Raw genomic sequence first — 13302 nt, forward strand, 5'->3', positions numbered from 1 at the left:
AAAATCAAGGGTATTTTTTATCAGTTATTAAGGACATTAAGAACTTTAGAAAGATACACTAATCAACGTATCTGATACTCATATTTTAATAGGCCCTAGAGCCATTGTCACCGAAATCTTTGTGTGGTATTACCGAAAAATTTGTGTGGTATCACCGAAAAAAAGTGGACAGATGCTACCCAAACATTGATGGCTAATACAAAAAAGCGGAATTCTGTGCGAATCCGCTCTATCCATGGATTTTTATATGAATCAGCGAAATAATCCTCATTTTTTTACTCTATCTGCTGGCCTCAGGCATGTACCTTATTTTTGTTTTAATTTCAAATGTCTTTTATTATTCCTTATGTTCTACAATGGTTATTACCCTAGAAACAATAGTAGTAAAAAGAATAATCCAGGGATTTCCCTAAAAAGAAAGAAGTCCCACAAAAATCTCAATCCAAAAAATATTTCATAGAATGAAAAGTTGGAAACCAACTTCGTTTATATAACAGAAAACAGTTCAGATTGCACATTAAATAAAATGACCATTTAAACATTTTTCATATAAAATTGTCTGAGACTGCCATCAAATTCGACGTCTGATAACACCATTGAAACAATAGCGCGTAGCAAAAAGATGACTTAACGGTACGACAAGCAATCCATATACTGCTATCACAAGTACGGCTTCCATCGCATCTGGCCTTTGTAGCATGACAACAATGCCCGCAAGGCCGGTACCAATTAGCAATTCCTTGACCACACGATTCCATAAAATCCGTGCCCAAGATTGACCCGCCAACCGAAGCGGGAAGTCATGTTTCGCCCGTAATATCGCGGTAATCAACGCACTGATCACTGTTGCGACAGTGAAAGCAACCACCAAGGCAATCAGCGCAAAGCTCTGCAACCTTACAACATTCGCTGCAAACTGCGCTTGAAGAATCCCATCTTCAGCAATGTAAGCAATATGAAGTTCACCATGAATGCCGTGTTCGCGTAACGCGCGCACATCAAGGCCGTGATTTTTTAACAATTGCTGTGTAGCAGCCACACCGGTAAACACAATGTTACTAGTTGAAGCCATGGAGGTTAGTGTAGAATCGTTAAATGCATCATAAATCGATGGCACAACAACGACCAGGACATCGTCAGCAAAGTGAAGACTTTGGCCCCCACCTCCTTGGGCCACTGGTAACTGAAACCCTTTTACTGGTTGCATAAACTGAAGCTGTCCGAATGATTCCCTAGAAAAACCATGCCTTGATAGAAGTTTAGTCTCTTCACGAACCATTTGAATGAGTCCCTTTGGAATACTGCGATAAGGTACCGGTTTAACAGCTGACTGTGGTGCACCCTTAGTCACTAGGTCGAGCCAACGCTGGTTCACGAATGAGACTGCTGAATACTTTCCAGAATCAGCCGGTAATCCCATTTCTTTGGTAAAAGTATAAGATAGAGCAACCTTATCACGCGATTCAGCTTCTTTTACTAATTTGCCAATTTGGGGTTCCAAGCTGTCCATTTCATCAACATCTGTTGCAAATACAATGGCGACTTGGTCTGCCAATTGCTTCAACTGTGCCATTTCAGCTGCCATAGCTGAAGAGTGTTTGTATGTAGACCATGCGGGTCCGGCCGCAGCAACCACCAGTAGAAAAGTTAATACTTGAATCACAATTGCCGCTACACGCAGGCTCTTTACTGCTGGTTGTCTGGTGGCAAGCATGGTGGCGCTCGGCCAGGCAGAAGCCGACATAACAAACGCTACGAATAGGGATACACCGATGATTGCAACTTGTAGACTTACTAAAGCTTTGAGAAAGGCACCTACGTACATCCAGCCATGAAATATACCTACATAGCCTGCTGAAACCACCACCACGACTAACGCCGCAAGCAGTAGTGCACCACCGAACCCTGATAGATCCTGCATTTGGATTTGTACGGTTGGACATCCACCTAAAACACGGAGCGCTCGCCCGCGTGCTCTCAACGACAACCAAAACAACGCCAGTGCGGCGATTAGCGCAAAAGCTGCAACAACAGCAGCAGCAAATCCCCTTTCCCGCACCACAAATTCTAGACTGCGAAAAATTGACGCATCCGTTCGACTCACCTTAACACCTGATTGCTTTAACGAGTTCACCTAGTCCCAGACCCCAGCGTGGATCTAATTTCTCCAACGTGTCAAATGCCTTAGTAATGGAAATATTTGATTCGCTAAAGTCTAGGCTAATCCTACTCCCAGTATGAATGGCTTGTGGAAAGTCTCGATCATATAGGCCTGTGATAATTGCAGCGAGCAACGCAAGTAGTGCAAACAAGGCACTCGCAACCACCACGATAATACGCTTATACACAGATAAACCCTCCATGAACGTCAGAAACTCGACTCACCGTTTCCCAATGTTTTTTATTATTATCGTTGAGCCTCTGTGTAATAGCGAGGATTAGCAGATCATGTTTTTTCATTTATTCCTTTCCTTCCTTCACACTGTTATTCGGCCAACATATTTAAAAAAACAAATGAATTATTGCCATGCTGTTTCCTAATGTAAAAAGTCATCCTACGGTGGAAATAGGCATTAGTTCTTCACCAGATATACCGGGACCCCGAACCCGTTTCGACGGCTGAGAAGATCATCAATCGCTTTACGCTCAGTTTTTGTACCATATTTCACCATGACCAGTCCCCGGTTCTGGTCTTTGGAGCAAGGCCTCCCCACTTCAACTGTAATGTCATCCCCTATTGATTTTATCTCCTTAGTAAGTTTTTGATGGCTAGCAATCGCCTCATCTACCTTCGACACAGTCGGCAGCTGATTGCACGGCGGATGCGTGTCCTCTGAGCCTGAGAACCAGCCGTTCAGTAACGCAAGCGCTCCCACTATTAGCAACAAACCGACAACCACACCAATAATTTTCTTATGAACCGGCTTCATAAGGTTTCTCCCATATTACCAGTTAAATCAGTAGAAGACGGATTATGTAATGAACTGTTAGAACCGACTTCATATTTGGCACCACATGCGTTAATCATCTCGGAATCGTGCGTTGACACAATCACTGTACGACCACTCAGAGCAAATTTTACCAACAAATGGAAGACTTTTTTCCGATTGACTGCGTCAAGAGAAGCAGTAGGCTCATCAACAAATAGAAGCTCCGCATCCTTGTAAACAGCACGCGCTAAAGCTAATCGCTGTTTTTCTCCTCCGCTTAGGTGACCGGCCAGCTCCTTTTCCCGGCCCTGTAAACCTGTTTGCTCAAGTACCTTCGCCAAGCGTTCGCGATTTCCCCTGAAACGCCGACCAAACATACTTGCATGCATGGTTACATTGAAAGCAATCGACTCCTCATCCATGATTCCGTAATCTTGAAGTATGAAGGCTGCGTGATCACACCAAAATTTGCGTCGTGCCGATGAATTGTACTTTGTAACATCTTTTCCATTAAATAAAATCTGGCCTTGATCCACCGGGAGCAACAACCCAAGGCAGTGCAGAAGTGTGGTTTTCCCACACCCACTGGGACCAACGAGAGCTGTCATGGTTCCGGAATTGCAACGTACTGACTCAGCATGCAGCACGGGTACTCCTCCAATTGAAACGGAGATGTCCTTGGCTTCGATCAACTTTTCATCCTCCAATCAAATTTGATATAAAAAAAGACATCACCAACACACAGTACAAATGACCTAATTTACTTTGCACTGAGGGGATCCTTAATTGTCAAAAAAGTGCCTAAAAAATGACACGTTTATTTTAATTGACAAAAGAGCCATTGTCACCGAAATTTTTGTGTGGCATGACCGAAATCTTTGCGGGGTATCACCGAAATTTTTGTGTGGTAACACCGAAAAAAAGTGGACAGCTGCTGCCCAAACATTGGTGGCTAATACCAAAAAAGCGGAATTCTTTGCAAATCCGCTCTATCCATGAATTTTATATGAATCAGGCGAAATAATCCTCATTTCTTTTACTCTATCCGCGACTTGTTCTCTGGAATGAATGCCCAATTTTTTATAAATGGAGCGCAGCTGATACTCTACAGAACGTTGAGTGATGTAAAGTTTAGCAGCAATTTCCTTGTTCGTATCACCGTCAATTAAACACTCAATAATTTCTATTTCTCTTTCACTAAACAGATTTTCAGTTTCCTTTTTCAACCGGAGGGTGTAAACAGACTCTTTCACAAGGGTATTTGGAAAAATGCTGTATCCACTGATAACGGCATGAACAGCGTTAATTAAAGTATTCACTGAGGCCGTTTTACTGATAATCCCGGAAATGCCTTCTTCAATTAATTGGTCCAACACAATAGCAAGTTCTGAATCAAAACCCGTATAAATAATAATTTTAGCTTGCGGCTGTAATTTGATTATTTTTTTTGATATTTCCAGACCGTTCACTTCAGGAAAACTCCAGTCAATAAGAAAAACATCATAATTCGCACTCTCTATCTTTTCTTTTAAATAATCAGCAGAAAAAATGGCTTCCGCTTCAAATCCAGCGTTTTGCAGCAAACTCTTCGTACCGCTTGCCACTAAACGATGATCATCAATGACAAGTATGGACGCCATCATTATACTCCTCCTTGTAAAACTGGCTATTTATAAACCCCGGTTGATTGGCCAGACAATTTCTATATGAAGCCCTTTCCTACCGTTTCCTGTTTTAAGTGAGTCTATGTTTAATTGACCGCCGGTAATGGCTACGCGCCCGTTTAAACCTGGCCATCCCATCGTGCTGAAATGATGCTGGCGTTTGAGTACATCTTTGTCTATCCCAATCCCATCATCATCGTAAAGAAGAATATACCTCGTGCTTTCTTCAGCCAAAATTAAGCTTACATGCTCTGCTTGGGAATGCTTGATCGCGTTGTTTAAAAGCTCTTGGACAATACGATACATGTTGATTTCCAGTTCACGATCAAAAATTGTAAAATGCTGATCGATATGCATATGTAAAGCAAATGATGATTGTTTTTGTACTTGAAGGCATAATTGATTCAGAGCAAGGGGCAAGCCCATTTTGTGAATAAATTCCGGATGTAAATGATGTATGATTTCCCGCAATGTTTTAATGTTATTTAAAATTCCCTCCCGAATTTCGGACAGCATGTCAATAACAAATGGATCAGCACAACCGGCCCTTTTGATATCGACATCCCTCGCCAGTGCCAGCAGCTCTTGTATGATCGTGTCGTGTAGATCCCTCGACAATTGCTTGCGTTCGCGCTCTGAAATGTTAAAAATTGCTTTTTTTACTGTATGCGGCAACAAATCCCGGTCTTTTTCCAAGCTTAATAAAGCGATAAGGTCTTCAGCCTTGTCCTGATTCTCAATCACAACCTGTGCATAGTTTAAAAGCGTCTCAAGCCAAATCTTTTCATCGGGATTGAGCTTTCTTCGCATTTTCCAACGCCCATATAAAAAGATCGTGCCGCTTTTGTCATGATACAAGTTGATTTTAAACCCGTGCACATCCATCTGAAGACGTTCTGTACATTCATTCGTCATCGAGTGATGTGTCACATTCACTTTAGTATTGTCGAGTAAAGAAATAGCTTTCCCATTCTGATCGACCTTTACTAAAGTAACTTCCTTAGCTGGCAGAAAGTTTTCAATTTCCCGTTTCAAAATAAAGGCTAAATTAGCCAGCTTATGCTCCGACTTCATCCATTGCAAAAAACGATTCAAGCTCATTTGAAAATCCTGCCGTTTTGGAAACATAATTTTTCTAAACCGGTATTCGACATAATCTTTTATATATAAAAACAACAGTATAACAGTAAAAACGAACAGAGCCAGGCGTGTAATCCTAAATATATTGCCCGACAGTTTACCCGGATCAAAAGCGAGCGTTCCCGTTAAAATAACGGACATTATCATTAGGCTCATCAAGCAATAATAGTGCAGCCGGTTGATAATAAAGGACAAATCAATCATTTTATAAGTCAGCACCAAATAGCCCGTTGTAATTGGTAAAAAAACAAGAAAAGGTGTTGTCCACTCCCATGGCATGATTGAATCCTTGAAAATGACGATTGGAAGTGCGTAAAGTGTGACAAATGGCATAAGGGCAAGGAAGATACCCGTAAAAAGCACCTGTAATGATTTTTTCACCTCACTGTTTTTCGTTTGATAATATAATCGAAAAACAGAGATCATAAGAATGATAAAGACAACGGGCACAAAAAACAGTTCAAGCGGATAATCGGCGGCGATTACCCGGTTTATCAAAACAAGTCCGGCGCCTAAATATAGAAAAGAAAGCACATGGTTTGAAACCAGTCGTGATGAGGAATGATAATAATTTCGCAAAAAATGTAGCAGCAATACCAGACTGATACACATAAATATCCCCACTGTATACCTGCTCCAATTGTAGATTCGGGAATTGGCACTAATATTTAGTAATACGGGGGCGATTACTGCTAAAAAAAGGATCAGGACTGGAATTGACTTGTTTTTATCCAGAAATTTAAATAAAAAACATCCTAAAGAAAAACAAACCAAAAAGAAAACCGATGGAACAAGAAAATAATAAATCATTCCAGTAACAGGCTGATGATTATCTATTTTATATTGTACATCCTGGTTCCCGCGTTCTATCGTTATTTTCTTAGCGTCACTAATAATCTCCTTATGTTGGACGGATGGCTTTTTTGTTGGAGAACGTCCGTCAATAAGCCGGATAACATCCCCCCTGTAAATGGACTGTTCAGAAGCCCACCCGTACGGATCTACACTGTCCACCACGATTTGATGATCCGCCTTTTTGACAATAATGCCTATGTATGGATACTTAAAAATAACAAACACAAAATACGTAGCAAGTATAAACGACAAAAATAAACCAGTTAGCAAAAGAAAGCGCATTCTAATCATTTTATATCAGGCCCATAAACGATAATCTTGACTGTTCTCCCCTTTGATAGCATTCAATACGGCACATTTATCTTCTTCAGTAAAAGATTCCGGGTAATCAAAAGTCCCCGCTTTAATTTCTTCAATCAGATGTGGTTGCTTCATCAACTGGTAAATAAACGTTTCCATCTTATCATCTCCCATATTATTCATCTATCATCCATATAATACCATTTATATATTTTAAAATGATGTTTCCAACTAAAGATTAAGGAAAAAACTAAGATTTACAATCTTAAGTTTCTCCTGGGATATCCGCCTTGAAATGAATTCCATCAACAAAGCTCTTGATTTGTCGTTTAATGGTTTCGTCAACGGACAATTTATCAATAATGTTTTTTGCTTTTATTTTTTCAGCTTCTATTAAAACTCTTGTATAGAGAATAACACCTGATGATTGAATCCATGCCTCCAATGATTGAATGGCTAGTAATCGATCTAAAGACAGCCGATTTTCAAAATAAGATGCCACTGCCTTTCCGATTCGGCTTGGGTGATGGGCGAGATACATGGTAGCCAGTGTCCATTTTTTGTGAATTAGATCATTTTTTTCACCCAAATGGAGAACATCATCAAGATCGTTCTCGAGCTGGGCACAAATACCTATTCCAGTTGCATACTCACCTATTAAATGAAGATCAGTAGTATTACCAGCTAGCATAGCTCCGCACAAGCAAGCGAGCGCACAAAGTGCTCCTGATTTTTGCTTAATTACTGCAATATATTCTTCTTCTTTCAATGGTGCATTTCGAATATCAGCAAATTGACCATGAACGGAACGATTTATTCGGTCAACGATTAGTTGAAAAGCCAAATTATTTTTTTGACTGCCTAAAAATCCATTCAATTTTGACATAGCCAACAACAAAAAGGCCGTTTCCACCGTCAATGATTGGCCTGCATGATCTTGCATCCATGGCGAGCGATGATGATCCTGATCTTGCCAGTCATCTAAAATATTAAAGGCAAGTATAATCAGTTCTACACATGCTGCCACATGAAAAACAGAAGCGCTTTTTCCGCCCAGCAAATGGTGGTGGTTTACACACAACATTCCAAAAGGAAGATTTGTTTTCTCATGCTCACTCGCATATTTGTGAGCCATATCTTTCATTTCTCCATAAAAAAAACCTTCAATTAATTCATGAAGCGCGTATTTTATATCAGTTAAAGTGCCTCTTATTCAGTTGCATCATAATCCCTCTCCCATTTTTTAAAAAAATATAAAGAGGACCCCAATCCACGTAAAGGACGGGAAACCCGCGGTGCCACCTTTATTGGCTTGATCAGCCCGGCTTTGACGGTATCAGGGAAAAACCGTATACCTGCCTTTTGTAACGATAAGGCATTCGCCAAAGCCTACTCCGGACGTTTCGGTTTGGAAGCTCGGAAGCCCATTCGCCTGCATGTCATCACCGGTTCGCACCACCCACCGGCTCTCTTCGGAATCCACAAAGGTTACGCTTCTTCATTGCCATTGATTGATTATTATCTTAATGCTGAAAATAAAAAATGTCAATCTTCATTTTAAAAATCTTTTTATTTTTGTCAACCCATTTTTCATATTTGGATAACGGAACGGGATGTCGAAGACGGTTGTTTGTCGTAACACACTTTTCCGGTGGGAGAAGGCATTAAAGCTTTCCTTTCCGTGGTAAGCGCCCATCCCGCTTGCCCCGACGCCGCCGAACGGCTCAAATGGCAGTTCAAGAAGCGCCTGGCTCGTTTCTACCCCGCCTTCGATCACGGCGATAAAATCTTCCGGGAATATTTCTTCCACCAGTTTTTTCAAAGCTTTTGAAGTATGCGGCGTGTATTCCGACGGCTTGATCACTGCACAGTTTCCGGCGGCCACTGCGCCAACAAGTGGTACAAGCGCGAGCTGCAGCGGAAAGTTCCATGGCGAAATAATGAGCGCCGTGCCGTACGGTTCCGGTATAATCATGCTTTTTGAACCGGCATGGGTGAGCGGCGTTTTTGCCCGCTCCGGTTTCATCCATCTTTTCAAATGTTTCAATGTAAATGAAAGCTCGCTCAGAAGAATGCCGATTTCTGTTGCATACGCATCAAACGCCGACTTGTTCAAGTCTTTCCGGAGCGCACCCGACAGTGCCCTTTCATGCCGGATAACAGCTTTTTTCAGCGCCTCAAGCGCCCTAATGCGGAATGCATACGGCTTTGTTTTCTCCGAATAAAAGAAAGCTTGCTGTTTTGCCAGAATCGACTCTGCATTCATACGGAATCCTCTCTTTAAACAATCTTCAGCTGCTTATCGCGGTCATCTTTGTGCGCCTCATAAAAACGGACCATTGCCGGCAATGTCTCTTTGAAATCCGGGCAGGAAATCCCGGACCCCTCCAAATCTTTTTGGGCCGTGCTACAGTCATATTCTGCCTTGCATGTAAAATATTCAAGGGCTTCCCGCTCCGCATTCAGCCATTTCCGGAAAGCCTTAATAGAAAACAGCCATTCCATTACCGATAGCGGGATGGTCCCGTGCGGTTTTCTTCCGAGATACGCTTCCATGACCATTTTGTACAATTCGCGCATGCGGTACGAATGCGGGTCGGTAAGGTGATACGTTTTTCCCGTCTCGGCATGTGCATGGGCAAGATAAAGGGTGGCATCAAAAATGTAATCGACCGGGACAAAATTTCCTTCCGCCGTGCCCTCGCCGAAATACGGAATCACGGGAAAAATTTTAAATTTTGTAAGCGTATTCAAAAGAAAATAAATGCCGTCAAATTTAATGGTTTCACCAGTCTTTGAATGCCCTTTTACAATCCCAGGGCGGATCACCGTAACCGGCACCTCCCCCATGATGTCGCGAACGCGCTTTTCCGCTTCAAATTTTGACTCCTCATAATGGTTTTTAAACGTCTGCCCCATGTCGAGTTCATGTTCGTAAATGCGCCCCTCCCTTTTCCCCGACACGTAGGCGGTGCTGAAATACACATACCGTTTTAAGGCTTTAAGCGTTTTTACCCACTGGTTTACGTTCTCTGTTCCCGTTACATTCACCCGCCAGGCGATGTCCCGTTTCACCGCAAGATCGTAAATGGCGGCAAGGTGGAACACATGGGTTACTTCTTCTGCCAGCTTGAAGCGCATCCCTTCCTCAATCGAGAGCCCTTCTTTTGTAATATCCCCTTCAATGACGGTGAACTGTTCCTTCGAAATATTTTCCGCTTTCTTGCAAATTCCCCCGATCTCCGCTTCTGCTTTTTGACGCATCGCCGGAAGCACAAGCAAATAAATGTGCCCGGCCGGATAATCCAATTGTGCCATCCGCCTGATCAGCGACGAAGCGATAAAACCAGGAAAACCGGTAAAAAAATAAATGTTTTTCACGCGTCTCCCCCTCCTGCCGGAAATCTATTGAATGATATTCGCCAAGCCAGCATATTTCCCTGCAAAAAAGCAAAGATTCAGACGAAATTTCACCCCCTTTTTTCTCCCGTTCGGAAAACGGCTTATGCTGCTGAATGCCCGGTTCCCCCATAAGTGAGCAGCCAGGTCCTTGCCGGCCGCTTTTAGCGGGGGAATTCCGGACAATATACAGCAAGCCGTCTTTTTCTATTCGCCAAGCGGGTACGCTTCACCGGGCTGAGCCCGCGTACCTTACAGCGATGGGAGACAGTCCACTAAAAAAGTCTTGTTTTGCTATTTACGTTCCAAATTTCAGCTGCATACCTGAGCACGGTATAATCCGATGAAAATACACCGGCATTGGCGATATTGATCAATGCCATCTCCTGCCATTTGAGCGGATCGCGGTACAGCATGTCCACTTTTTTCTGCGCCAGCGCGTAATCCTCGAAATCTCTTAAAACAAAAAACTCATCACCATATTTAATGAGGGAATCAAAGATGTCCCGCCCTTCCGCCTGCACACCGGGAATCGAGCCGTCAATCAGCGCATCGAGTACACGGTGCAGCACCGGATTTTTCTTATAATAATCATAGGAATGATAAGACCGGTCATGGTAATATTGGAAAACTTCCTGATCGGTCAGCCCGAAGAGAATAATATTGTCTTCCCCCACGAGGTCGCGGATTTCCACATTTGCACCGTCCAGCGTGGCCAATGTAACCGCGCCATTGAGCATAAATTTCATATTGCTCGTTCCGGAGGCTTCCTTGGATGCGAGTGAAATCTGTTCGCTGACGTCTGCCGCCGGGATGATCCGCTCGGCCAGCGACACACCGTAATTTTCGATAAAAACGATCTTCAGCATATCCCTGACTGCCGGGTCATGGTTAATGAGATCCGCTGCGGCGTTTATCAACTTAATGATTTCCTTGGCGTAAGTGTAGCTCGGTGCCGCTTTGCCGCCAAAGATGAAAACGCGCGGGTAAATATCTGCTCCCGGATCATCCTTCAATTTAAAATACAAGCTTAAAATATGCAAAAGATTCAAAAGCTGCCTTTTATAAGCATGGAAACGTTTGACCTGCACATCAAAAATGGCATCTGTCCAGACGGCGAGCCCTGTCCTTTTCCTAATATAGTCTGCCAGCCGTTGCTTATTGATTTGTTTGATTTCCGCAAGTTGCCGCAGGACGTTTTCATCCCGGCGAAAAGGCTCCAGCATTTTCAGGTCTGTCGGCTTTGTCGCCCACTCCTTGCCGATTTTGCTGTCAATAAAACTGCGCAGCGGTTCGTTGGAAAGCAGCAGCCAGCGCCGGTGAGTAATGCCGTTTGTTTTATTATTAAATCTGGACGGGAAAATGTGATAGAAGTCACGAAGCACTTTTTCTTTCAAAATATTCGTATGGAGCTTTGCCACCCCGTTGATGCTATGGCTGCCAATGATTGCCAGGTGCGCCATCTTCACGCTCCCGCCCGAAATTACCCTCGTCCGCTCAATCATATCCCAGTCATATAAACGGGCCATGTCCTCGGCATAGCGGCGGTCAATCTCGCAAATAATTTGATAAATGCGCGGCAAAAGCTGTGCCATCATATCTGTCGGCCAACTTTCGAGCGCTTCGGACATAATGGTATGGTTGGTATAGCTGAGCACTTTTACCGTAACATCCCAGGCCGGTTCCCAGTCCATGCCTTCCTCGTCCATCAAAATACGCATTAGTTCAGGGACACATAATGCCGGGTGTGTATCATTGATGTGGATGGCGACTTTTTCGGCGAGATTGGACATCGGCAGGCCGCGTTTTTTATAGGTGCGGATAATGCTTTGAATGCCTGCTGAGACGAAAAAATATTCCTGTTTCAAACGTAACAGACGCCCTTCATAATTGGAATCGTCAGGATACAGCACTTCCGAAATGCTTTCGATCCGGCTTTGCTGCTGAATAAAAGCATGGTACTCCGTGTTCGCATCCTCAAGCGGCATTTCCGCCGACCATAATCTTAAAGTGTTGACCGTATTGTCCCCGTAACCGATTACCGGGGTATCATACGGCACGGCAAGTACAATTTCCTCATTTTCATAATGGGGAACAAAATGCCCCGATGCATCTTTCTCAAGCCGGACGTTGCCGTAAAACCGCACATTTACCGCCTTGTTCAGCCGGCGTGTCTCCCACACATTGCCGTTTCGCAGCCAGTTTTCAGGCAGTTCAACCTGGTAGCCGTTGACAAATTTTTGCCTGAAAAGCCCGTACTTAAAACGGATGCCGTTCCCGTGCCCGGGGATCGCATGTGTCGCCATTGAATCGATGAAACAAGCTGCCAGCCGGCCAAGACCGCCGTTTCCCAGTCCGGCATCCAGTTCCACCTGTTCCAACGCTTCCAGGTCCATCCCCATTTCTTTAAGCCCCGCCCGGACCGTATCGAGAATTCCGAGGTTGAACAAATTACTTTTCAACATCCTGCCAAGCAAAAATTCCATTGAAAAATAGTAAACTTGTTTTTCCCCTTTTTCCAAGTAGCGCTGATTCGTGTTCCGCCATTCTTTTGCTGCATAAGAACCGATCAATTTTCCGAGTGTAACATACTGCTCTGTCAAATCAGATTTTTCCACATCCATTGTGAAGTAGTCCGACAGCATTCTTTCGAAATCGGCCTTAAATTGTTCCTTTGTGAGTTCCATCCCATTTCCTCCCGTTTTTTGCCCGTAATGTAACCCTTTCTCCGGAGAGGCTCAGAGCCGTTCCTGACTATTTTTTCAAATGCTGATTCTTCATTTTCCTGATTTTTATGATTTTATAAATAGCAAATCCGGCGGCACAGAGAAAAATGAGCCAGCCCAACTGAAATACCACATCAGGCCAATTGACATATGTATGCATGCTTTTCTCTCCTCCATAAGGGAATTTCCTTTTTCAAAAAATTTGTTCATCATCTTCCTAGTTTTATTTTAATGGACGCCGGAGCCATTGTCACCGAAAACTTTTTGCCGGCGTCCTAAAGCCCTTTT

General features: G+C 43.3%; 10 protein-coding genes and 1 other annotated feature. All 10 genes read right to left on the minus strand.

Going from position 1 to position 13302, the window contains the following annotated elements; all coding sequences use genetic code 11:
• Window positions 1-571: 571 nt before the first annotated feature.
• Window positions 572-2104, minus strand: a complete 1533-nt coding sequence (locus tag OF158_RS13785) for a hypothetical protein (RefSeq protein WP_225620914.1) — start codon at window positions 2102-2104, stop codon at window positions 572-574.
• A gap of 469 nt (window positions 2105-2573) precedes the next feature.
• Entirely contained in the window at window positions 2574-2930 is a 357-nt protein-coding gene (locus OF158_RS13790) for a hypothetical protein (protein ID WP_014097337.1), read from the minus strand.
• Window positions 2927-3622 carry an ABC transporter ATP-binding protein gene (locus OF158_RS13795; protein WP_014097336.1) on the minus strand — a complete coding sequence of 232 codons (696 nt, stop codon included), beginning with the start codon at window positions 3620-3622 and terminating at the stop codon, window positions 2927-2929. Before OF158_RS13795 ends, OF158_RS13790 begins: the two co-directional genes overlap by 4 nt.
• A gap of 297 nt (window positions 3623-3919) precedes the next feature.
• Window positions 3920-4573: a response regulator transcription factor gene (locus tag OF158_RS13800; RefSeq protein ID WP_014097334.1), complete on the minus strand. Its 654-nt coding sequence runs from the start codon at window positions 4571-4573 to the stop codon at window positions 3920-3922.
• Between the two features lie 27 nt (window positions 4574-4600).
• The gene (locus tag OF158_RS13805; protein WP_035183833.1) at window positions 4601-6880 is read right to left on the minus strand and encodes a sensor histidine kinase; all 2280 of its coding nucleotides are present in this window, start codon (window positions 6878-6880) and stop codon (window positions 4601-4603) included.
• Window positions 6881-6886: 6 nt separating this feature from the next.
• On the minus strand, window positions 6887-7048 hold the full coding sequence (locus OF158_RS13810) for a hypothetical protein (protein ID WP_014097332.1): 162 nt from the start codon (window positions 7046-7048) through the stop codon (window positions 6887-6889).
• A gap of 106 nt (window positions 7049-7154) precedes the next feature.
• Entirely contained in the window at window positions 7155-8024 is an 870-nt protein-coding gene (locus OF158_RS13815; protein WP_014097331.1) for a polyprenyl synthetase family protein, read from the minus strand.
• A gap of 139 nt (window positions 8025-8163) precedes the next feature.
• Window positions 8164-8400, minus strand: a binding site (T-box leader).
• Between the two features lie 41 nt (window positions 8401-8441).
• Window positions 8442-9155, minus strand: coding sequence for an aldehyde dehydrogenase family protein (locus OF158_RS13820; protein ID WP_014097330.1), 714 nt, complete (start codon window positions 9153-9155; stop codon window positions 8442-8444).
• Between the two features lie 14 nt (window positions 9156-9169).
• Window positions 9170-10270: an SDR family oxidoreductase gene (locus tag OF158_RS13825; RefSeq protein WP_014097329.1), complete on the minus strand. Its 1101-nt coding sequence runs from the start codon at window positions 10268-10270 to the stop codon at window positions 9170-9172.
• A 293-nt stretch (window positions 10271-10563) separates the two neighbouring features.
• The gene (locus OF158_RS13830; protein WP_035183830.1) at window positions 10564-12975 is read right to left on the minus strand and encodes a glycogen/starch/alpha-glucan phosphorylase; all 2412 of its coding nucleotides are present in this window, start codon (window positions 12973-12975) and stop codon (window positions 10564-10566) included.
• Window positions 12976-13302: the final 327 nt, after the last annotated feature.

The sequence above is a fragment of the Weizmannia sp. WK01 genome (assembly GCF_025905465.1).
GTDB classification, from domain to species: Bacteria; Bacillota; Bacilli; order Bacillales; family Bacillaceae_C; genus Weizmannia; species Weizmannia faecalis.